Origin of the sequence: Stenotrophomonas sp. TWI1151, assembly GCF_039673135.1 — a bacterium.
In the GTDB taxonomy this organism is placed as follows: Bacteria; Pseudomonadota; Gammaproteobacteria; order Xanthomonadales; family Xanthomonadaceae; genus Stenotrophomonas.
In genome coordinates this window covers 66,671-86,933 of record NZ_JBDJLA010000004.1, presented here as the reverse complement: position 1 = coordinate 86,933, position 20,263 = coordinate 66,671, and the positions used below count along the sequence as shown (strand labels likewise).

Here is a 20,263-nt window from a genome sequence, read left to right as displayed (position 1 = left end):
GATGCTGCTTTACCCCAGGCCGTTCATCTCCCGCAATCATTTCGCGTTGCGCATTTGTCGCACAATGACCGTGCTGGCCGTGCTGTCGGGCGTGACCGCTTGCGGTGCAGGCGGGTTGTGGATGAACGGCAATCCCGCTGCGACCCGGCATCTCAGCCCGCCGGGCCACGAGTGGACCCGGCCGGATGCGAGCGTCCTGGTACGCGACCTGGATTGGCAGGCGTGCGGTGGCCAACGAAGTGGGAACATTTCGGCAGACCGGCGAGGGGATACTCCTCAAGAGGATGCCGAGCTTTCGCGCGAGAAACTCTACGCTGCGCAACGTTGCATGTTGGGAAAGGAGTATCACTACATCGGTTCCTGCGAAGGCGATATTCCGGGCCGCTATCCCGCCTGCCAGTCCGGTTCGGGGAGATTGCTGCATGATTGAGCCGTCTGCGCAACGACAGATCAGAGCGGCTGGAGCTGCATTGGCAGTCGCGTTGCTGTCCGGTTGCGTGATTGGCAATGGCCGCATCTGTGGGCCGCAGACACCGATGATCTACTGCGATAAAGCGGCGTATGAGCGGCTGGCCAACCCACCTTCATTGATGGAAAGCTGGCAGCACCCGTCCAATACACCTGAAGCGCGTCAGCTCGACTGGGTGTCCTGCGGGGGTACGGAGAAGGGGAACTATGCGGTGCTGCCAGGCACTACAGGTGCTGAGACGGCCGCGCGCTCCGGTGCGAAATTCGATCAGATTCAACGTTGCATGATGGGTAAACAGTATCAGTACACCGGTACCTGCCAGGGTGAGATTCCCAGTCGTTTCCCTGCATGCCAGCGTGCGGAGGGGTCCGTGTCGCAGCGCTGATGCGCCGAGGCGTATGCGGTCCTCCATCCAGTGCGTATCACTATCCTCGGGAGCCAGAACATGCAGTCATTCTTTCGTCCACTATCTGGATCGTCTGCCCGCCTCGCGCTTGGTTTGACTCTCCTGGGCATCGCCGGCGCAGCGTGCGCTGATCCTGAGCTGCTCGAATCGCCGCAGTCGGCACAAGCGGTGCGATGCGCGGCCTTCTACATTGATGTTCCCTCGGCAGGCAATCCCGTGGCCAACCTCATGCTGGGCTCGGTGGTGAGCAAGGCTGCATGGATGGATCAGTTGAAGGCGCTCATGGCCCGGGGTGCCGAGCCACCGATGACCCGCTTGGTCGTCGCCGGTGAGAGCGAAGATGTCACACGAAAAGCAGTCCAGTCGGCGCTCGGCAGCTTCAAGCAGCAGCGCCTTTCCTATCTGACCCTCACGGTCGCAGGCCAGTCGCCGAAGATGCAAGGGCTGCAACGCAGCGCCGAGCAGCTTGGCATCACTTTCCGCGCGGCGACCCCTGAACGCTCGGCCGCATCACCCGAGGCACGGGCGAATGCGTATCTTCGGGGCGTGTGTGATTGAGCTGCACCCACGCGCCGTCACCGCCCTGTGCCTGGCCCTCAGCCTCGGCGCCTGCGGCATCGGCGGCATGTGGATGAATGGCGATCCATCGGTCAGCCGTACCCTCGTGCCGCCACGCGACACCTGGCAGAAGATGGGCGATGACGGCGCGGCCCGCGATGCCGACTGGCGCGAATGTGGTGGGGCCGCCAATGGTGGTTACCACGTCTCCACGCCTCAGAAGTCCAGCGCGGCGGTGATCCAGCAGGCCCTGGGCCGCACGTTCGATGATCTGCAGCACTGCATGATGCGCAGCGGGTACCGCTACACCGGCAGCTGCGAAGGGGAGATCCGCAGCCGCTACCCGGCCTGCCAATCGCCAGGCACAAAAAAACCCGGAGGACAGTGACGTCTTCCAGGCTTGATTGTGACCATTAAATGGTCGGGGAGACAGGATTCGAACCTGCGACCTCTACGTCCCGAACGTAGCGCTCTACCAGACTGAGCTACACCCCGTAAGGAGCCGCCTATTGTATCGATCCCGCCGGTCGGCGGCAAGGGGGGATCGCGTTTTTCACCTTCGGTGCCGTGTTGCCACGGCCCTTGATAAAGAAGCCTGGAAACGTGTTCCCAGGCTTCAATACGACCACCGAAGTGGTCGGGGAGACAGGATTCGAACCTGCGACCTCTACGTCCCGAACGTAGCGCTCTACCAGACTGAGCTACACCCCGAAGGAGCCGACAAGGATACGGTGTGAAGACCCGATCGGCAACCTTTTTTTAGCCTTCTTCGTGATCCGTACGGCTCTGCTCGCGGGCTTCGAACCACATGCCGTTGAGAATGGCCACGACCGAAGCCAGCCCTGCACCCAGAATCCAAGCGAAGTACCACATGGTAAGTCTCCTATGGCGCCGTGGGGCGCGTCAGTAAGCGTTGGGGTTGTCGCCCATCTCTTCGGCCGTGGTCTTGCCCTTCATCACGCGGTAGACCCAGGAGGTGTAGGCGATGATGATCGGCAGGAAGATGGCCGTGGCGATGAGCATGATCCCCAGGGTCAGGTGGCTGGAGGAGCTGTCCCAGACGGTCAGGCTGGAGCCCGGCTGGCTGGAGGAGGGCAGCAGGAACGGGAAGATCGCAAAGCCGACGGTCAGGATGATGCCGGTGATCGAGGCCCCCGAGGCCAGGAAGGCCAGGCCACCACGGCGGGCCCGCAGCAGCACCGCGCTGGCCAGTGCACCGACCAGCCCGAGGATCGGGGCCAGCAGGGTCAGCGGCATGCTCTGGTAGTTGCGCAGCCAGCCACCGGCGACCGCACCGACGGCAGCGGTCTTGAGCAGCGGGTTGGTCGGGCCATCGGTGACCACCTGGGAGGTGATCTGGTAGCCCGGCAGGCCAAAGGCCACCCAGACGCCGGCCAGGGCGAACAGCACGAAGGTCAGCATTGCCGCGACGCTGCCGTAGCGGGCCGAGCGCTCGGCCACCGGGCCATCGGTCTTGAGCACCAGCATCGCGGCACCGTGCGAGACCACCATCGCCACGCTGACCAACCCAGCCACCAGCGCGAACGGGTTGAGCAGGCCGATCAGGGTGCCGGTGTAGAAGATGCGCATGCTGTCATCGAAGTGGAACGGCACGCCGACCAGCACGTTGCCCACCGCCACGCCGGCGATCAGTGCCGGCAGCAGGCCGCCGACGAACAGCGCACGGTCCCAGTTCTCGCGCCAGCGCTTGCCGGGCATCTTGCTGCGGTACTTGAAGGCGACCGGGCGCAGGATCAGCCCGAACAGCATCAGGAACACCGCCAGGTAGAAGCCGGAGAAGCTGACCGCGTACAGCGGCGGCCAGGCGGCGAAGATCGCGCCGCCACCGAGCACCAGCCACACCTGGTTGCCTTCCCACACCGGGCCGACGGTGTTGATCACCAGCCGGCGTTCGTCATCGGTTCTGGCCACGAACGGCAGCAACGTGCCGACGCCGAGGTCGAAACCGTCCATCACCGCCCAGGCGATCAGCAGGATGCCGAGCAGCAGCCACCAGATCACGCGGAGCGTGGTGTAATCGAGTCCAATGAATTCCATCTGGGTTCTCCTGCCTTACGCCCGACCGTGGGTCGGCGCAGCGGCATTGGGGGAAAGGGACGTGGCTGCAGCCTGCAGCGACGGCAGGATGTCGTCCGGGCCCTTGCGGATCGCCTTGAGCATCAGCTTCACTTCGATGACCAGCAGCACCGTGTACAGCGCGGTAAATACCGCCAGCGTGGTCAGGATTTCATGCAGGGCCAGGCCCGAGGCGGCGTAGAAGGTCGGCAGCACGCCGTCCACCGCCCACGGCTGGCGACCGTACTCGGCCACGAACCAACCGCATTCGATCGCGATCCACGGCGCCGGCAGCGACCACAGGGCGAGCTTGAGGAACCAGCGCTTGTCCTGGAAGTTGTGGCGGCACGAGTAGTAGAAGGCCAGTGCGAAGAAGGCGATCAGGTAGAAGCCCAGCCCGGCCATGATGCGGAAGGTCCAGAACAGCGGGGCGACCCGCGGCACGGTATCCATCGCGGCCTTGGAGATTTCTTCCGGGGTGGCGTTGAGGATGTCCTCGCGATAGCGCTTGAGCAGCAGGCCGTGGCCCAGATCCTGCCAATGGCGGTCGAACATCTCGCGCGCTTCGACGTCGTTCTTGTCCTTGCGCACGCGTTCCAGTGCACCGTAGGCCAGCTGGCCACCGCGGATGCGGTTCTCGGCGCGCCCCACCAGTTCCAGGATGCCCGGGATCGGCTGGTCCAGCGAACGGGTGGCGATCAGGCCCATCAGGTACGGGATCTTGATCGCGTAATCGTTCTGCTGGGTGGTCTGGTTGGGAATGCCGAAGGCGGTGAAGTCGGCCGGCGCACGCTCGGTTTCCCACATCGCTTCGATCGCGGCCAGCTTCATCTTCTGGTGTTCGCTGGCGGCATAGCCGCTTTCATCACCCAGCACCACCACCGACAGCGAGGACAGCAGGCCGAAGGCGGCCGCCACCGCGAAGGAACGGCGTGCCATGTCCTTGTGCTTGTTGCGCAGCAGGAACAGGGCGCTGATCGACATCACGAACACCGCACCGGTCACGTAACCGGCACTGACCGTATGCACGAACTTGGCCTGGGCCACCGGGTTGAACAGCACGGCGGCGAAATCCACCACCTCCATGCGCATCGTTTCCGGGTTGAAGATCGCGCCGGTCGGATTCTGCATCCAGCCGTTGGCGATCAGGATCCACACCGCCGACAGGTTGGTGCCCAGGGCCATCAGCCAGGTCACGGTGAGGTGCTTGACCGGGCTCAGGCGCTTCCAGCCGAAGAAGAACAGACCGATGAAGGTCGCTTCCAGGAAGAACGCCATCAGGCCTTCGATCGCCAGCGGTGCGCCGAAGATGTCCCCTACGTAGTGGCTGTAATACGACCAGTTCATGCCGAACTGGAATTCCATCACGATGCCGGTGGCGACGCCGATGGCGAAGTTGATGCCGAACAACGTGCCCCAGAACAGCGTCATCTGGCGCCAGACCTGTTTGCGGGTCATGACGTAGACGCTCTCCATGATGGCCACCATGAAGGACAGGCCAAGCGTGAGGGGAACGAAAAGGAAGTGGTACATCGCGGTCAGAGCGAATTGCAGCCGCGACAGTTCTACGACTGTCTGATCAATCATGGCCTGGCTACCTCGTTGGGTTTTGCCGTTTCAGGTGGCGGGAAGGGGGGTCTACGGGGTGAATTCTGTGACCAGCAACTTCAAACAGCCTTGATTCAGATCAATGTACAAACAGACCTGCGCGGGGATCGTATGCATCCCACCCCTGCGACCGCTGGCCGCACGGGGGCGGGGCCAGCACCTACTACAATCGACGGAACCTCCCTGTGGCCGCCAGTGACTTGTTTTGAGCATACCCCCCGACGCGTCCATTGTTGAGACAACCGCCCTGCGCCGCCGTCGCCTGCACTGGCTGGGCGGGCTGGCGGCGGCCGCCCGCGGCAAGCAGCGGCTGGCGGCGATCTGCATCTGCCTGTCCGGCGCCTTGTTGATCGGGCAGGCGGCTGCCATCGCCTGGTTGATCCAGGCGGTGCTGGTGGATCACCGCCCACTGGCCGACGCCACGCCCGTGCTGCTGGGCTTGCTGGCGGTGCTGGGCATCCGCACCCTGCTGGGGAGCGCGACCCAGGCGGCAGCCGGTGACGTCGCCGATGCGGCGCGGCTGGCGCTGCGTGAACGGGTTTACCAGCGGCTGCTCGGGCGTGGCCCGCTGTGGCTGCGCCAGCAGCGCACCGGTGAACTCGGTGAACTGATGCTCGCCCATGCCGATGCGATTGAGAATTATTACGCCGGCTATCAGCCCGTCCGCATCGAAGTGGTCGTGGTCCCGCTGCTGATCGCCATCGCCGTGGCCTGGACCGATTGGGTGATCGCACTGATTCTCTTGTTCACCGCGCCGCTGGTGCCGTTCTTCATGATGCTGGTGGGTTGGGGCGCGGAAGCCGCCGGCCGTGCGCAGCTGGGCGAACTGGCGCGGATGAGCGGCCACTTCGCCGATCGCATCAAGGGGCTCGGCCTGCTGCGCCTGTACGGGCGAGGCGAGGCCGAGCTGGACGGTGTGGCCACGGCGGCAGAAGGTGTGCGCGAGCGCACCTTGAAAGTGCTGCGGATCGCCTTCCTCTCTTCGACGGTGCTGGAGTTCTTCGCGTCGGTCAGCGTGGCGATGGTGGCGCTCTATCTGGGCCTGAGCTATCTCGGCCTGATGTCGCTGCATGCACAGGTGCCGACGCTCGGCGTGGGCATGTTCTGCCTGCTGCTGGCACCGGAGTTCTATGCACCGCTGCGGCGCTTGGCCGCGCATTACCACGACCGCGCCAACGCGCTGGCCGCGGCGGCCGAAGTGGAGCGCCTGCTTGGCGAGTTGCCGGACGCCCCCGTGGCCGAGGACGCATCGCCGGCCACCGCGCGCGCTCCGGAACTGCTCGAACAGCACGCCCCGCCGGTCGTCGTAAGTGGGGTGAGCCTGCGACCACTGGGTGCGCATCACGATGTGGTGCAGCAGCTTTCATTCCAGATCGAGCCCGGGCAGCGCGTGGCGCTGATCGGCCCCAGCGGCAGTGGCAAAAGCACGTTGCTGGAAGCACTGGCCGGGTGGCTGCCCCCGCGCGAGGGCAGCATCGTGCTGCGCCCGGGGTTGGACGTGGGCTACGCCGGGCAGCGCCCCTATCTGTTCCACGGCACGATCGCCGACAACCTGCGCCTGGCCGCACCGGGCGCGACCGATGCGCACCTGCGCGCCGTGGCCGAGGCCGCCCAGGTGATGCGCTTCGCTGCCGCACTGCCACAGGGGCTGGACACCGTGATCGGTGAGCGCGGCTTCGGATTGTCCGGTGGCGAAGCGCGCCGCATCGGCCTGGCCCGGTTGCTGCTGCGCGATCCGCAGCTGCTGCTGCTCGACGAGCCGACCGCCTTCCTCGATCCGGACACCGAAGCCGATCTGCTGCGTACCCTGGCGGCATTCGCGCGCGGGCGCAGCGTGGTGATCGCCACCCACAGCGAGACCGCGATGCGCTGGGCAGATACCCGCCTGACCCTGACCGCCGGTGGTGCGCGCCTGGCCTCGGAGGTAACGCCATGAAGGCGGCGCACATCGATTCGCTGAAGGGCGTGTTCGCCCGGCACCGTGGCCGGCTGCTGCTGACCGTGCTGCTGCTGTGGACGACGATGCTGGCCGGCACCGCGCTGCTCGGCTTGTCCGGTGGTTTCCTCACCGCCGCCGCCTTGGCCGGTGCCGCCGGGCTCGGCAATGGGTTCAACTTTTTCTCGCCCTCGGCGGGCATCCGCGGGCTGACCATGGCGCGCATCGTGTCGCGCTATTTCGAAAAGCTGGTCGGCCACGATGTCACCCTGCGCATCGCACGTGACCTGCGCGTGTGGTTCTTCCGTCGTGCGCTGCCGCTGGCACCGGCCCGTCTGGCCGGTGTACGCACCGGTGAACTGCTGGCGCGGCTGATGTCGGATATCGGCGAGGTCGATGGCCTGCTGGTACGCGCGATCGGCCCGCTGTTGGCGCTGGGCGGCATCTCGCTGGTCGCGGTGGTGTCGGCGGGCATCATCTATCTGCCAGCGGCCGCTCTGCTGGCGGTGCTCGCCTTGCTGATCGGGCTGGGGGTACCGTGGCTGACCGTGCGTGGCGCCGCCGACCAGGAGCGCGACCGCGCGCTGCACCGGGCACAGCTGCGTACCCAATCCTTCGAAGGGCTGGAAGGCGCGGCCGACCTCGCCGCGCTGCAGGCACGTGAGCATTGGAACCAGCGCGTGCGGGTGGCAGCCAAACAGCTGAAGTCGCGTGACAAGCGTCGCCGCTGGCGGCTGATCAGTGGCAATACATTGCACGGTCTGTGCGGCGCGGGTGGCCTGGTCGCGATGCTGTGGCTGGCCCTGCATGCCTTTGAGCGCGGCAGCGTGGATGCCGCGCTGGCGGCCGCACTGGTATTCCTGACCGTCGCACTGCTGGAGCTGTGGGCCGGGATCGGCTTGGCCTGGCAATCGTGGTTGTCCGGCCGCGTCGCCGCGGTGCGGCTGGAGGCCATCGTGGACCAGGCGCCTGGCGTGGTGGAAGCCGCCGCGCCGGTGACCGTGCCATCCGTGCCTGCAACGCTGCGGTTCGATCAGGTGGTGTTCCGTTGGCCCGGCCAGGGCCGTGTGTTGCTCGACCAGGTGCAACTGGAACTCGCGCCGGGCGAACGGATTGCGATCCGCGGTGACAGCGGCAGTGGCAAGACCACGCTGTCCTCGCTGCTGTTGCGGCTGTGGGATCCGGAGGCCGGCAGCGTGCGTTACGGTGATGCCGATATCCGCAGTTTCGCGCAGGCCGACTGGCACCGTCAGATCGCCTGGCTGCCGCAGAATGCGCCGGTGTTTGCTGGCACCGTGGCGGACAACCTGCGGCTCGGCGACATGGCGGCCAGCGATGCGCGCTTGTGGCAGGTGCTCGCGGAGGTCCGTCTGCATGCCTGGGCCGAGCAGATCGGCGGGTTGGCGGCGTGGGTGGGCGAGAACGGCGCCACGATGTCAGCCGGGCAGGCGCGGCGCCTGGCGCTGGCGCGCGCGCTGCTGCGTGACGCACCGATCCTGTTGCTGGATGAACCCACCGAAGGCCTGGATGTGGATACCGCGCATGCATTGCTGCAGGACATGGTGGCGGCGCTGGGCAATCGCAGTCTGTTGATGATCACCCACGACGCACTGCCCGAGGGCATCGTGCATCGGAGTTACCGGTTGCGGGATGGAAGGTTGGAAGGGTAGCGGCGAAGGCGATCCGCACACTACGTGCACAGCATCCACGCATGGCGTGGATCTACCCGAAGAACCTGCCGTCGCGGATCAACCCTCCCAGCGCCACGATGTTGATCACTACGGCCGCCCAGAACACCTGCTGGAAGGCGGCTTTACGGTTCTTGTGCCGCAGCATGGCCTGTGCCATCAACGCACCCGGCCAACCGCCGAGCAGGGCCAGGCCCTGCAGCGTGCTTTCCGGTGTGCGCTGGCGATCATTCTGGGCGGCGGATTTGTCATACCAGTACCAGGCAAAGGTCACCACGCTCAGGCCCAGGTACGCACCCGGTACCCACGTCGGCCAGTGCTGCCACATCGCCACGGCAATGAGGCCTGCGAGGAACACCAGTGCGATGGCGGTGCGCGGCAGTCGATCCGGCCCCGCACCACGCACCGCAGTGCGTGCAGCAGGACGACCACCATCCCGAGCCAGCGCGAACCGCACCGCCACCGCATTGCGGCGTCCCTGTGCATCCGCCTGCACGTCATAGGTGATCACATCGCCCAGCACCGGGCGGCGATCACGTGCAGCGAAGGCGCGGATATGCACGAAGCATCGCTCGCCACCGCCATTAGGCTGTACGAAGCCGAAGCCGCGCGCGTCGTTCCACTCGCTGATCTTTCCTTGAAGGCGCATGGGTAAACTCAGAGCGAGGACAGGAAGCCGCTGACCGCCGGCCCGAACCGTGCGAAATCCACCAGGAACGCATCGTGCCCCTGCGGTGAATCCAGCCCGATGAACTGCGCATCGGCACCGCCGGCGCGCAGACCGTCGGCGATCTGCTGTTGCTGCTGCACCGGGAACAGGATGTCGGTGTTGGCGCCGATCGCCAGTGCCTTGCCCACCTGGATGCGGGCCAGCCCGGCCATCACGTCGCCGTCGGCATATTCGGCCAGGTCGAACCAGTCCATCGAGCGGCTCAGGTACAGATAGCAGTTGGGATCGAAGAAGCGCACGAAGCGGCGGGCATGGCCTTCCAGATAGCTTTCGACCTGGAACTCCAGACCGAACGGATCGTCATCGGCCTGATCCGAATCCAGGCGCACGCGGCCAAAGCGGCCATCCCATTCCAACGCGGAGCGATAGGTGATCACGCCGAGCTTGCGGGCCATGCGCATGCCCGATTCCGGATAGGCCTGGTCGGTGTAGCGACCGCCATTCCACTGCGGATCAAGCCGGATCGCCTCGCGTTGCAGCGAGCGGATCGCGATCGAGAACGGCAACGCCTGGGCACTGCCGGAAATATTGATATGGCTGCGCGCGATGCCCGGGTGCAGCAACAGCAGCGCCAGCGCGGTCATCCCGCCCATCGAGTTGCCGATCACGCAGGCCAGCTCGGTCACGCCCAATGCGCGCACCACCTCGACCGCTGCGCGTGCGCCATCTTCGATCGACAGTTCGGGGAAGCGCAGGCCGTACAGCTCCCCGGTGGCCGGGTCGATGCTGGCCGGACCGGTCGAGCCCTTGCAGCTGCCCAGCGAGTTCACGCAGATCACGAACCAGCGATCCGTATCGATCGGCTTGCCCGGGCCGACCATCGCCTCCCACCAGCCGGCGGCCGGGTTGTTGGCGTTGGCCGCGGCATGCGCATCGGGCGAGAGCCCGGTGACGATCAATACCGCATTGCCGGCATCGGCAGCGAGCGTGCCCCAGGTTTCGTAGGCAACGTGCGCATCGTGCAGTTCACCGCCGCGCTTGAACGCGAACGGCGAGGGCAGGGCGTGATAACGGGTGCCGGGGGGAATGAATTCAGTCATGCACGCAGTTTAGCCGGGCGCCGCGATGGCGCCGTAGTGGTGAGCGGCACGCTGCGTCGCGGCCGCGCATCGGTCAGGGGCGATCAAACACCAGGGACACCGGCCCGGCGTGGGGCAGGCGCACCCGTACCGGCGCGGTTTCCACATCGTCCGGCTGGCGGTTGGCCTGGCCCGAGCGCGACAGCCGTGCCACTACCTCGACCTCCTGCAGCTGGGACAGCGTGCTGGTTGGCATCGGGCTGTCGCCATCGCCGAGCGTCACCAGCAGCGGCAGCCGGCTGGCCGGATGCTTCTGCACCGCGACCGGCATCGGCGGGCCGTCCGGCGCGCGTGCGATCACGAAGACCGTGGCGTTGGCCCAGGCCGGATCCATTGCGGTTCCGGGCGCGAAGCGCACCTGCACGGCGAGGGCGTGGTCGCCAGCCGCCGCAGGGGCAGGCGTTTCCACCAGCGGCGGCAGACCGGCAGCGCCGCGGGCGATGGCGATCTGCTCGCGCAACGCGCGCGCCGCACCCGGCTCCAGGCGGGGCAGCAGTGCTTCCCAGGCGGCTACCGCCTCGGCGTCCTGCCCGCGCTGGCGCAGGGCAATGCCGATCAGCCAGCCGGCGCGTTCGCTCTCCGGCGCGAGTGCGTTGGCGTGGCGCAGCCATTGCAGGGCCTGGTCGTCGAACTGTTTGCCGGGTGCGGCCTGGGCGCGCGCCTGTGCCGCTTCGACCAGCACGCCGGGGTCGTCCGGGGCGAGTTGCACCGCGCGGTCGAACGCGGCCGTGGCCTCGGCGAGCTTGCCCAGCGCCAGTTGCGAGCGGCCGAGCAGGGCCCAGCCATCGGCGCGTTGCGGGTCTTTCGCCAGCGCCTCTTCCAGCGCCTGCACGCCATCTTCCAGTGTGGCGGGTTCGTTACTGGCCGCCGTCCGCTCGGCGGCATCCGGCGTGCCGACCAGCAGGTACAACGCGCCACCGGCCAACCCAAGGGCCAGCATCGCGATCGCGAAGGGACGGTGTTGGCCGCCCGCACGCAGCGGCCACAGTACGCATGCCGCAACGGCCGCCGCGACCACCGCGGCACTCAGGGCCATCCAAAGGCTCACCAGCGCTCCTCGCTCTTGTCCATCGGTTCGATCCCGCGGCTGCGCCGACGCACCACCCAGATCAGCACGCCCGCGCCGAGCAGCAGCGCCACCGGTGGGCCGAACCAGAGCAGCGCATTGCGTGCCTCCATCGGTGGCCGGTACAGCACGAACTCGCCATAACGGTCGACCAGGAACTGCTTGATCTGTGCGTCGCTGTTGCCCTGCTGCATCAGCACCAGCACCTCGCGGCGCAGGTCATGTGCGATCTGCGCATTGGAATCGGCCAGCGACTGGTTCTGGCATTGCACGCAGCGCAGCTCGGCGGCCAGCGCGTGGAAGCGGGCTTCCTCGGCGGCATCGCGATACTGCAACGGGGTCGGGTCGGAGACGGCCTGCGCCATCACCGGCGAGGCCATGGACAGCGTCAGCGCGATCAGCGCCACGCCGACCTGGCGGAGCATCCGGTTACGGCGAGGCCGGCAGCTGCGGCTGGGCATTCGCACGCTCCACCTTTTCCAGTTCCGGAATCAGCTGGGTATCGATGACGCGCTGGCTGAGCGCGCCACTGTACTTCCAGCGCACCACGCCACTGGCGTCAACCAGGAAGGTCTCCGGCGCGGCGGTGACGCCCCAGTCGATCGCGGTGCGGCCTTCGATGTCGCTCAGCACCAGCACGAACGGATTGCCAAGTTGTTCCAGCCAACGCAGGGCATCGGCCGGCTCGTCCTTCCAGTTGTAGCCGATCACGCGCACGCGCTTGGTTTCGGCGAATCTGGTCAGGATCGGATGTTCGTCGCGGCAGGCCGCGCACCAGCTGCCCCAGACGTTGAGCACGTAGGGGGCGCCGCGCAGTTCGGTGCTGCTGACCTTGATGTGCGGATCGTGCAGCACCGGCAGTTCGAAGGCCGGTGCGGGCTTGCCGATCAGTGCCGAGGGCAGGACATCGCGGTCCGGCGCACCGGATTTCATCACCCCGTAGATCATCAGCCCCAACAGCCCGAAGAAGAACAGCACCCCGATGACGATGGCCACGGGCGGCAGCGGACGGGAGGCGGGGCGGGGATCGGACACGGGAAACTCCTAGGGACGACGGAAACGACGATCGGCGGCGGTGACGAAGCCACCCAGTGCCATCAGCAGCGCGCCCAGCCAGATCCAGCGGACGAACGGTTTGATGTGCACGCGCACGGCCCATGCATTGTTGCCCAGCGACTCGCCGAGTGCCACGTAAACATCGCCGTTGAGGCGGGCGTGGATGCCGGCCTCGGTCATCACCTGTCCGCCACTGGCGTACAGGCGTTTTTCCGGATGCAGCAGGGCCAGTTCGCGGTCGTGCTGAAGCACGCGCAGGTGCCCGCGATCGGCGACGTAATTCGGGCCCTGTTGATGGTCCACGCCTTCGAAGCGCACTTCATAGGTGCCCACCACCAGCGACTGCCCGGGGGCGAGCGCGACTTCGCGCTGCACGTTCAAGGCTTCGACCAGCAGCGCGCCGGCCAGGAACACGGCCACCCCACCATGGGCCAGCAGCATGCCGACCATCTCGGCAGTGAACCTGCCATTGCCGCGCAGGCGGGTCCAGACGAAACGCCCGGTACCGAACGCGACCCAGGCCGCACCGGTCACGCCGGCGGCGGTCTTCAACGCGCCCTGCGGCGCCATGAAGTACGCGATCACGCCCAGCAGCAGGGCCAGCCCGGCCCACGGTGCCAGCATCGCCAACCGCCGCGAGGCCTGGTCGCGCTGCCAGTTGACCAGCGGCCCGAACGGCAGCAGTGCTACCAGCGGTGCCATCAGCACCACGAACAGCGTGCCGAAGTAGGGCGGCCCGACCGAGACCTTGCCCAGGCCCAAGGCATCGGCCAGCAGCGGGTACAGCGTGCCCAGCAGAACCATGCCGCAGGCGGCGGCGAGCAGCAGGTTGTTGGCCAGCAGCAGGGTCTCGCGCGAGGTCGGCAGGAAGCCGCGGCGCGGATCCTCGCTGGTCAGCGCGCCGGCCCGCAGCGCGTACAGCAGCAGCGCGCCGCCGATCACCAGGGCCAGGAAAATCAGGATGAAGGTGCCGCGCGAAGGATCGGCCGCGAACGAATGCACGCTGGTCAGCACGCCCGAGCGCACCAGGAAGGTGCCGAGCAGTGACAGCGCGAATGCGGCGATGGCCAGCAGCAGCGTCCAGCTGGCGAAGCTGCCGCGCTTTTCAGTGACCGCCTGCGAGTGGATCAGCGCCGCACCGGCCAGCCACGGCATGAAGCTGGCGTTTTCGACCGGATCCCAGAACCACCAGCCGCCCCAGCCCAGTTCGTAATACGCCCACCAGCTGCCCAGTGCGATGCCGATGGTCAGGAAGCCCCAGGCCACGTTGGTCCACGGTCGCGTCCAGCGCAGCCAGCGCGCATCCACGCGGCCTTCCAGCAGGGCGGCGATCGCGAATGCGAACGGCACCGCAAAGCCCACGTACCCGATGTACAGCATCGGCGGGTGGATGATCAGCCCGGGATCCTGCAGCAGCGGATTGAGGTCGCGCCCTTCCAGCGGCGCCGGGAGCAGCCGCGCGAACGGGTTGGAGGTGAAGATCAGGAAGGCGAGGAAGCCGATGCTGATGATGCCGAGCACGCCCAGCACGCGGGCGGACACCTCGGCCGGCAGGCGTTTGGACCACAGCGCCACGGCGCCGCACCACAGCGCCAGCACCAGCGCCCACAGCAGCAGGGAGCCTTCATGCGCGCCCCACACCGCCGAATAGCGGTAGGCCAGCGGTAGCAGCGAGTTGGAGTTCTCCGCCACATAGCGCACCGAGAAATCCTGGGTGACGAACGCCGCTGTCAGCACGCCGAATGCCCCAAGCAGGAGCGCCAGCTGCGCGTACGCCGCCGGTCGCGCCACCGCCATCCACGTGGCGCGGCCGCGATGGGCGCCCCACAGCGGCAGCACGGTCTGCAGCACGGCCATCAACAGTGCGGTGACCAGCAGGATCTGCCCCAGTTCCGGCAGCACTCAGTACGTCTCCGGCGCCGGCACGGGCACATCGTGTTTGATATGTGCCTGACCCATCTTGTCGGCCACTTCCTTGGGCATGTAGGTCTCGTCGTGCTTGGCCAGCACTTCTTCGGCAACGAAACGGCCGTCCTGCAGGCGTCCGGTGGCGACCACGGCGGTGCCCTCGGCGAATAGGTCCGGCAGGATCCGCGAGGTGATCACCGGCAATGTCGCGTCACCATCGGTGACCACGAAGTGCGCATCCAGCGAACCGGGTGCGCGCTGCAGCGAGCCTTTGACCACCATGCCGCCCAGACGGAACCGGGCGTGATCGCCGGCATCGCCACGCAGCACTTCGGAGGGGGTGTAGAGGTAGGCGATATTGCGCTGCAGGGCCATCGCGACCAGCGCGGTCGCCAGGCCGGAGGCCAGCACGAGCAGCATCACCCAGAGCAGGCGGCGACGCCGGACCGGATTCATCGGGTCAGCTCCGGTGCCAGCGGCGGTGCGCTGCCGGCGGCAGCGCGGGCCTGCTGGCGCTGCTGGCGGCGCGCGGCCAGGCGGCGCGCCCAGCGCAGGCGCAGCCAGGAGCCGATGGCATCGCTGCCCAGCACCAGCACGAACACGGCATAGGCGGCAATCACATAGGGCAGGTGGGTCATGGGCGGCTGTCCTCCCGTGGGGCACGGGGGCCGGCGGCGACCCAGGCCTTGCCGGCTTCGCGCAGCAGGTTGTCGGCGCGGGCCTTGGCCAGCAGCGAGCCGGCGAACCACAGCTTGGTGCCGATCACCATCAGCCACAGTGGCAGCGCCATGCTGGCATCCAGCGTCGACTCGCCGAACAGGCGGATGGTCTGGCCCTGGTGCAGGCTGCCCCACCATTCCACGGAATAGCGGATCACCGGCAGCAGGCTCACCCCGACGATGGACAGCAGGCCCGCTGCGCGCGCGGCGCTGCGACGGTCCTCGATGGCGTGGTACAGGCCGATCACGCCCAGGTACAGGAACAGCAGGATCAGCTCGGTGGTCATGCGCGGGTCCCAGTCCCACCAGGTGCCCCAGGTCGGCTTGCCCCAGATGCTGCCGGTGAGCAGGGTGATCAGGGTGAAGCCGGCGCCGAGCGGGGCACAGGCCATCGCCAGGATTTCGCAGGTCTTGATCCGCCAGATCAGCGCGATCGCGGCGTACAGCGCCATCAGCGCGAACACGAACAGGCTCATCCACGCGCTCGGCACGTGGATATAGAGAATGCGGAAGCTGTCCAGCTGCTTGGAGTCGGCCGGCACCACCGCCAGCGCCTGCCAGATGCCGACCAGCAGCACCGGCACCGCCGCCAGGTAGAACACCCGCGACCAGCGCGCGGCAAAGCGGTCGAAGGTGGGCGGCGAACCGAGTTGGTGGAACCAGCGGACGATCGGGTGCATGCGGCAGTGGCTATCCAACGAAGGGCGACGATGGAACGGACGTGGAGTGGCTCGGCAACGGTTGACGCGGAGGCAGGTGACGCTCACAACGCAGTTCACGCCACCGACAGTACGCCATACCGCTCAACTCAGCGAGATGCGGATCGCCGCGGCCGTCGCCAGCGGGGCCAGCACCAGCGCCACCACCAGCCCGGCGCCCAGCATCAGCAGCGCACCGATCGGGTCCTGGCCGCGGGCGACCGCCGCCACACTGCCCGCACCGAACACCAGCACCGGCACATACAACGGCAGGGCCAGCAGCGCCACGAGAATACCAGAGCGCCGGATGCCGACCGTCAGCGCGGCGACCACCCCGCCGATCAAGCTCAGCAGCGGCGTTCCCAGCAGCAACGATGCCAGCAACATCGGCAGCTGGTCATGCGGCAGATGCAGCATTTCCGCCAGCAACGGCGACATCACGATCAGCGGCAGGGCGGTGGTGACCCAGTGCACCAGTACCCGCACCAGCACCAGCCAGGCCAGCGGGACGGGGGCCAGCAGCCATTGCTCCAGCGAGCCATCTTCGGCGTCGCTGCGGAACAGCGAATCCAGGGCCAGCTGGCCGGCCAGCAGCACCGCCAGCCACATCACGGCTGCGGCCACGCGTGCCATCGCCTCGGGATCACGGCCCAGTGCCAATGCGAACAGCACCACCACCAGCAACGCGAACAGCAAGGGCTGCAGCGCATCGCCGCGGCGGCGCCAGAGCAGGCGCATGTCGCGGGCGACCAGCGCCCGCGCGGTCTGCCATAGACCCGGTTCGGTACCCGGCGCGATCATGGCGCCGCTCCGAGGGTCAGCAGGCGCGTGCGCACCGGTGGCGCGGCGTACGCGCCGTGGGTGGTGACCAGGGCGGCACCGCCGCTGCGCAGGTGCGCGGAAATCATGCGGTTCACCAGGTTGATGCCGTCCAGATCGAGATTGGCGTACGGCTCGTCAAGCAGCCACAGCGGCGCGGGCGAGAGCCAGATGCGGGCCAGCGCCAGGCGTCGCTTCTGCCCGGCCGACAGCTGTCGCACCAAGGTGTCCTCATAGCCGGCCAGGCCGACGATGGCCAGCGCGTTGCCGGGCATCTGGCGGGCGCGGCGGCCGTGCAGTCCGCACAGGAAATGCAGGTTCTCCAGCGTGTCCAGGTCCGGCTTCAGTGCGGGCAGGTGGCTCAGGTAGGCCACATAGTTCGCGCGCTCCTTGTGCCCGGCACGCTTGCCATCGATCTCGACCTGGCCGCTGCCGGCGCGCAGCAGGCCGGCCAGCACCCGCAGCAGGGTGGTCTTGCCGGCGCCATTGTCGCCCTGCACCAGCAGGGCTTCGCCGGCATCCACGTGCAGGTCCAGCGGGCCGAAGACGGGTTCGTCGTTGCGACTGAAGCCAAGGCCATGCGCGGCCAGCAACGGAGGGGCGTTCAAGGGGCGGGATCTTTGCACCGGAATGGGCCGCCATTGTATCGGGGGAACGGGCAGGATGATTTGCGTACACTGGGAGTTCCCCCGGTTCTTTCCCTGCTGCCGATGCAACCGCAAACCAAGCTGCCCAAGGTGGGCACCACCATCTTCACCGTGATGTCCCAGCTCGCCGCCGAACACGGCGCGGTCAACCTGGGCCAGGGGTTCCCGGATTTCTCCGCACCGCAGCGGCTGATCGATGAAACCGTCGCCGCGATGCAGGGCGGTCTGAATCAATACCCGCCAATGACCGGCGTGGCGCCGCTGCGCCACGCCATCGCGCAGAAGTCGCTGGATCTGTACGGCGCCCAGGTGGACCCGGATACCGAGATCACCGTCACCAGCGGCGCCACCGAGGCGATCTTCAACGCCATCCACGCCGTGGTCCGCCCCGGCGAGGAGGTGATCGTGCTCGACCCGGCCTACGACTGCTACGAGCCGGCGATCGACCTGGCCGGCGCGCGTGCCGTGCACGTGCCGCTGGACCCGCAGACCTTCGCGGTCGACTGGGACCGCGTGCGTGCCGCGATCACCCCGCGCACCCGCCTGCTGATGGTCAACACCCCGCACAACCCGTCCGGCGCGATGCTGACCGCCGAGGACATGCAGGCGCTGGCCGATGTGTTGCGCGGCACCGACATCTACCTGATCTCCGATGAGGTGTACGAGCACATCATCTACGACGGTCGTCGCCACGAATCTTCGCTGCGCCATCCGGAACTGCGCGAGCGCGCGTTCGTGATTTCCAGCTTCGGCAAGACCTACCACTGCACCGGCTGGAAGATCGGTTATGCCATTGCGCCGCCGGCGATGACCGCCGAGTTCCGCAAGGTGCATCAGTACAACACCTTCACCAGCTTCGGCCCGGCCCAGTACGGCTTCGCCGCGATGATCCGCGATGAGCCCGAGCACCATCTGGAACTCGGTGCGTTCTACCAGGCCAAGCGTGACCGCTTCCGCGAGCAGCTGCTGACCACGCGCCTGACACCGCTGCCGGTGCCGGGTGGCTACTTCCAGCTGGTGGATTACGCGGCCGTCAGCGATCTGCCGGACCACGAATTCGTGAAATGGCTGACGATCGAGAAGGGCGTGGCGGCGATCCCGCTGTCGCCGTTCTATGAGACCGCCCCGGCCGGCCAGCGTCTGGTCCGCCTGTGCTTTGCCAAGAACGACGCCACGATGGACGCGGCGATCGACCGCCTGCGGGCACTGTGATGGGTGCCGTGACCGAGCTGCAGGATCTGCGCATTTCCCTGATCCAGGGCGACACCCGCTGGCACGACCCGGCGGGTAACCGCGCGCATTACGGTGCGCTGTTGGCGCCGCTGGCCGGGCAGACCGATCTGGTGATCCTGCCGGAGACCTTCACCAGCGGCTTCTCCAACGATGCCATCGACAAGGCAGAGGGCATGGACGGCCCCACCGTCGCCTGGATCCGCGAGCAGGCCGCGCGGCTGGGCGCGGCGGTCACCGGCAGCGTGCAGCTGCGGGTGGGCGAGGGCGTCTACAACCGCCTGCTGTGGGCCACGCCGGAGGGCGAGCTGCAGTACTACGACAAGCGCCACCTGTTCCGTTACGGCGGCGAGCACGAGCGCTACGCCGCCGGCCGCGAGCGCCTGTGCGTGGAGTGGAAAGGCTGGCGGATCAATCCGCAGGTCTGCTACGACCTGCGTTTCCCGGTGTTCTGCCGCAACCGCTACAACGTCGAGCGCGCCGATCAGCTGGATTTCGATCTGCAGATTTTCGTGGCGAACTGGCCATCGGCCCGCGCCTATGCGTGGAAGACGCTGCTGCGTGCGCGTGCGATCGAGAACCTCTGCTTTGTGGCGGCGGTGAACCGGATCGGTGTGGACGGCAACGATCTGCATTACGCCGGCGACAGTGCGGTGATCGATTTCCTCGGCCAGCCGCAGGTGGAAGTGCGCGAAACCGAGCAGGTGGTCACCACCACGATCTCGGCCGCGGCACTCGCCGCCCACCGCGCGCGCTTCCCGGCGATGCTCGATGCCGACAGTTTCAGCCTGCAGGAACGCAGCTGAAACGGTAGTGCCGGCCGCTGGCCGGCTCTGCACGTTGCTGGCGGTGCGCATCGCCGGCCAGCGGCCGGCGCTCATGGGCGTTGCAGGATTGCCTGGAGCCGGCCAGCGGCCGGCACTCATGGGCGTTGCAGGATTGCCTGGAGCCGGCCAGCGGCCGGCCCTCATGGGCGTTGCAGGATTGCCTGGAGCCGGCCAGCGGCCGGCACTACTACCCGGGCCGCTCGTGCTGAACGGATGCCGGATGCGCGCGATGCGCATCATCCGCGCCACACGCGCGCGCTGCTAGATTTGGCTTGTTACCCCTTCAGTACGAGCGGACCCGCATGAAGAAGTTCTCCCTGGCATTGATCGCACTGGCCGGCATCTCGGCCGTCCCGGCCGCGCAGGCCGCCGGCAACATTGACTGCGAGCTGCACTACAACCTGGCCGGCTGGTCGGTGCTGTACAAGACCGCCTCGGGTACCGGCACCATCCAGTGCGACAACGGCACCCGCATCCCGGTCAAGATCACCGCCAAGGGCGGCGGGCTCACCGTGGGCAAGTCGAAGATCGTCGACGGCAAGGGCAAGTTCTCCGGCGCCTACTCGGTCAACGACCTGATCGGTTCCTACGCGGCTGTTGAAGCGCACGCCGGCGCCGACAAATCCAGCAATGCGCAGGTGATGACCAAGGGCGATGTATCGCTGGCCCTGGCCGGAACCGGCAAGGGCTGGGATCTGGGCGTGGGCGTGGGGCGGTTCACCATCGAACGCCGTTGAGGGGGT

At 67.3% G+C, this 20,263-nt stretch carries 23 protein-coding genes and 2 tRNA genes; 9 read left to right on the top strand and 16 right to left on the bottom strand.

Annotated elements, in window-relative coordinates; genetic code table 11:
* The first annotated feature begins 1 nt into the window (after window position 1).
* The 4 genes from ABE422_RS07360 to ABE422_RS07345 are packed head-to-tail and all read left to right on the top strand — an operon-like array spanning window position 2 to window position 1,821.
* Window positions 2-430, top strand: coding sequence for a hypothetical protein (locus ABE422_RS07360; protein ID WP_346481722.1), 429 nt, complete (start codon window positions 2-4; stop codon window positions 428-430).
* A complete protein-coding gene (locus tag ABE422_RS07355) occupies window positions 423-854 on the top strand; it encodes a hypothetical protein (RefSeq protein WP_313218882.1) in 432 nt (143 codons plus the stop codon). Before ABE422_RS07360 ends, ABE422_RS07355 begins: the two co-directional genes overlap by 8 nt.
* Window positions 855-914: 60 nt before the next feature.
* Window positions 915-1,433: a hypothetical protein gene (locus ABE422_RS07350; RefSeq protein WP_346481723.1), complete on the top strand. Its 519-nt coding sequence runs from the start codon at window positions 915-917 to the stop codon at window positions 1,431-1,433.
* Window positions 1,426-1,821 (top strand): hypothetical protein, encoded by a 396-nt coding sequence (locus tag ABE422_RS07345; protein ID WP_346481724.1) that lies wholly within the window; start codon window positions 1,426-1,428, stop codon window positions 1,819-1,821. The genes ABE422_RS07350 and ABE422_RS07345 overlap by 8 nt, the downstream gene beginning before the upstream one ends.
* Before the next feature lie 30 nt (window positions 1,822-1,851).
* Here the strand turns inward: ABE422_RS07345 and ABE422_RS07340 are convergent.
* The 5 genes from ABE422_RS07340 to ABE422_RS07320 form a co-directional block, all read right to left on the bottom strand.
* A tRNA-Pro gene (locus ABE422_RS07340) sits at window positions 1,852-1,928 on the bottom strand.
* Window positions 1,929-2,067: 139 nt separating this feature from the next.
* A tRNA-Pro gene (locus ABE422_RS07335) sits at window positions 2,068-2,144 on the bottom strand.
* A 48-nt stretch (window positions 2,145-2,192) separates the two neighbouring features.
* Complete coding sequence (gene cydX, locus ABE422_RS07330) at window positions 2,193-2,306, bottom strand: cytochrome bd-I oxidase subunit CydX (RefSeq protein ID WP_019182852.1); 114 nt, start codon at window positions 2,304-2,306, stop codon at window positions 2,193-2,195.
* Between the two features lie 30 nt (window positions 2,307-2,336).
* Complete coding sequence (gene cydB, locus ABE422_RS07325; RefSeq protein ID WP_313212263.1) at window positions 2,337-3,491, bottom strand: cytochrome d ubiquinol oxidase subunit II; 1,155 nt, start codon at window positions 3,489-3,491, stop codon at window positions 2,337-2,339.
* A gap of 15 nt (window positions 3,492-3,506) precedes the next feature.
* Window positions 3,507-5,096, bottom strand: coding sequence for a cytochrome ubiquinol oxidase subunit I (locus ABE422_RS07320; protein ID WP_313212262.1), 1,590 nt, complete (start codon window positions 5,094-5,096; stop codon window positions 3,507-3,509).
* Window positions 5,097-5,322: 226 nt separating this feature from the next.
* Here ABE422_RS07320 and cydD point away from each other — a divergent pair, with 226 nt between their 5' ends.
* Both cydD and cydC read left to right on the top strand, forming a co-directional pair.
* Window positions 5,323-7,053, top strand: a complete 1,731-nt coding sequence (cydD, locus tag ABE422_RS07315) for a thiol reductant ABC exporter subunit CydD (RefSeq protein WP_313212261.1) — start codon at window positions 5,323-5,325, stop codon at window positions 7,051-7,053.
* Window positions 7,050-8,723, top strand: coding sequence for a thiol reductant ABC exporter subunit CydC (cydC, locus tag ABE422_RS07310; protein WP_346481725.1), 1,674 nt, complete (start codon window positions 7,050-7,052; stop codon window positions 8,721-8,723). The genes cydD and cydC overlap by 4 nt, the downstream gene beginning before the upstream one ends.
* A 52-nt stretch (window positions 8,724-8,775) precedes the next feature.
* Here cydC and ABE422_RS07305 read toward each other — a convergent pair whose 3' ends face one another.
* The 11 genes from ABE422_RS07305 to ccmA all read right to left on the bottom strand — a co-directional run bounded on the left by ABE422_RS07305 (window position 8,776) and on the right by ccmA (window position 17,424).
* A complete protein-coding gene (locus tag ABE422_RS07305; protein WP_313212259.1) occupies window positions 8,776-9,390 on the bottom strand; it encodes a cold shock and DUF1294 domain-containing protein in 615 nt (204 codons plus the stop codon).
* Between the two features lie 8 nt (window positions 9,391-9,398).
* Entirely contained in the window at window positions 9,399-10,511 is a 1,113-nt protein-coding gene (locus tag ABE422_RS07300; RefSeq protein WP_346464551.1) for a homoserine O-acetyltransferase, read from the bottom strand.
* Window positions 10,512-10,584: 73 nt separating this feature from the next.
* Window positions 10,585-11,601 (bottom strand): tetratricopeptide repeat protein, encoded by a 1,017-nt coding sequence (locus tag ABE422_RS07295; RefSeq protein ID WP_346464561.1) that lies wholly within the window; start codon window positions 11,599-11,601, stop codon window positions 10,585-10,587.
* Window positions 11,595-11,996 carry a cytochrome c-type biogenesis protein gene (locus ABE422_RS07290; protein WP_313212282.1) on the bottom strand — a complete coding sequence of 134 codons (402 nt, stop codon included), beginning with the start codon at window positions 11,994-11,996 and terminating at the stop codon, window positions 11,595-11,597. The genes ABE422_RS07295 and ABE422_RS07290 overlap by 7 nt, the downstream gene beginning before the upstream one ends.
* A gap of 49 nt (window positions 11,997-12,045) precedes the next feature.
* Window positions 12,046-12,651, bottom strand: coding sequence for a DsbE family thiol:disulfide interchange protein (locus ABE422_RS07285; RefSeq protein ID WP_313212257.1), 606 nt, complete (start codon window positions 12,649-12,651; stop codon window positions 12,046-12,048).
* 9 nt (window positions 12,652-12,660) lie between these two features.
* A complete protein-coding gene (locus ABE422_RS07280) occupies window positions 12,661-14,574 on the bottom strand; it encodes a heme lyase CcmF/NrfE family subunit (RefSeq protein WP_313212256.1) in 1,914 nt (637 codons plus the stop codon).
* Window positions 14,575-15,036 (bottom strand): cytochrome c maturation protein CcmE, encoded by a 462-nt coding sequence (gene ccmE, locus ABE422_RS07275; RefSeq protein ID WP_121038127.1) that lies wholly within the window; start codon window positions 15,034-15,036, stop codon window positions 14,575-14,577.
* On the bottom strand, window positions 15,033-15,218 hold the full coding sequence (gene ccmD, locus ABE422_RS07270; protein ID WP_313212254.1) for a heme exporter protein CcmD: 186 nt from the start codon (window positions 15,216-15,218) through the stop codon (window positions 15,033-15,035). The genes ccmE and ccmD overlap by 4 nt, the downstream gene beginning before the upstream one ends.
* The gene (gene ccmC / locus ABE422_RS07265; RefSeq protein WP_346465968.1) at window positions 15,215-15,979 is read right to left on the bottom strand and encodes a heme ABC transporter permease CcmC; all 765 of its coding nucleotides are present in this window, start codon (window positions 15,977-15,979) and stop codon (window positions 15,215-15,217) included. Before ccmC ends, ccmD begins: the two co-directional genes overlap by 4 nt.
* Before the next feature lie 123 nt (window positions 15,980-16,102).
* Complete coding sequence (gene ccmB, locus ABE422_RS07260) at window positions 16,103-16,798, bottom strand: heme exporter protein CcmB (RefSeq protein ID WP_313210382.1); 696 nt, start codon at window positions 16,796-16,798, stop codon at window positions 16,103-16,105.
* A complete protein-coding gene (ccmA, locus tag ABE422_RS07255) occupies window positions 16,795-17,424 on the bottom strand; it encodes a heme ABC exporter ATP-binding protein CcmA (protein ID WP_313210380.1) in 630 nt (209 codons plus the stop codon). The genes ccmB and ccmA overlap by 4 nt, the downstream gene beginning before the upstream one ends.
* Before the next feature lie 102 nt (window positions 17,425-17,526).
* Between ccmA and ABE422_RS07250 the strand changes: the two genes are divergently transcribed.
* From ABE422_RS07250 to ABE422_RS07240, 3 genes are all read left to right on the top strand, one after another.
* Window positions 17,527-18,675 (top strand): pyridoxal phosphate-dependent aminotransferase, encoded by a 1,149-nt coding sequence (locus ABE422_RS07250; protein WP_346481726.1) that lies wholly within the window; start codon window positions 17,527-17,529, stop codon window positions 18,673-18,675.
* A 17-nt stretch (window positions 18,676-18,692) separates the two neighbouring features.
* Window positions 18,693-19,499 carry an amidohydrolase gene (locus ABE422_RS07245; RefSeq protein WP_346482779.1) on the top strand — a complete coding sequence of 269 codons (807 nt, stop codon included), beginning with the start codon at window positions 18,693-18,695 and terminating at the stop codon, window positions 19,497-19,499.
* Window positions 19,500-19,822: 323 nt separating this feature from the next.
* Complete coding sequence (locus ABE422_RS07240; RefSeq protein ID WP_123730749.1) at window positions 19,823-20,257, top strand: hypothetical protein; 435 nt, start codon at window positions 19,823-19,825, stop codon at window positions 20,255-20,257.
* Window positions 20,258-20,263 lie beyond the last annotated feature (6 nt).

Coding starts and splice junctions, on each gene's coding strand:
- ccmB (WP_313210382.1), bottom strand. CDS start 16,798: ATGATCGCGCCGGGTACCGAACCGGGTCTATGGCAGACCGCGCGGGCG.
- ccmD (WP_313212254.1), bottom strand. CDS start 15,218: ATGACCCACCTGCCCTATGTGATTGCCGCCTATGCCGTGTTCGTGCTG.
- cydX (WP_019182852.1), bottom strand. CDS start 2,306: ATGTGGTACTTCGCTTGGATTCTGGGTGCAGGGCTGGCTTCGGTCGTG.
- ABE422_RS07300 (WP_346464551.1), bottom strand. CDS start 10,511: ATGACTGAATTCATTCCCCCCGGCACCCGTTATCACGCCCTGCCCTCG.
- ABE422_RS07350 (WP_346481723.1), top strand. CDS start 915: ATGCAGTCATTCTTTCGTCCACTATCTGGATCGTCTGCCCGCCTCGCG.
- ABE422_RS07355 (WP_313218882.1), top strand. CDS start 423: ATGATTGAGCCGTCTGCGCAACGACAGATCAGAGCGGCTGGAGCTGCA.
- ABE422_RS07320 (WP_313212262.1), bottom strand. CDS start 5,096: ATGATTGATCAGACAGTCGTAGAACTGTCGCGGCTGCAATTCGCTCTG.
- cydB (WP_313212263.1), bottom strand. CDS start 3,491: ATGGAATTCATTGGACTCGATTACACCACGCTCCGCGTGATCTGGTGG.
- ccmE (WP_121038127.1), bottom strand. CDS start 15,036: ATGAATCCGGTCCGGCGTCGCCGCCTGCTCTGGGTGATGCTGCTCGTG.
- ABE422_RS07240 (WP_123730749.1), top strand. CDS start 19,823: ATGAAGAAGTTCTCCCTGGCATTGATCGCACTGGCCGGCATCTCGGCC.
- ABE422_RS07290 (WP_313212282.1), bottom strand. CDS start 11,996: ATGGCCTCGCCGGTGATGGCGCAGGCCGTCTCCGACCCGACCCCGTTG.
- ABE422_RS07250 (WP_346481726.1), top strand. CDS start 17,527: ATGCAACCGCAAACCAAGCTGCCCAAGGTGGGCACCACCATCTTCACC.
- cydC (WP_346481725.1), top strand. CDS start 7,050: ATGAAGGCGGCGCACATCGATTCGCTGAAGGGCGTGTTCGCCCGGCAC.
- ABE422_RS07360 (WP_346481722.1), top strand. CDS start 2: ATGCTGCTTTACCCCAGGCCGTTCATCTCCCGCAATCATTTCGCGTTG.
- ccmC (WP_346465968.1), bottom strand. CDS start 15,979: ATGCACCCGATCGTCCGCTGGTTCCACCAACTCGGTTCGCCGCCCACC.
- ABE422_RS07305 (WP_313212259.1), bottom strand. CDS start 9,390: ATGCGCCTTCAAGGAAAGATCAGCGAGTGGAACGACGCGCGCGGCTTC.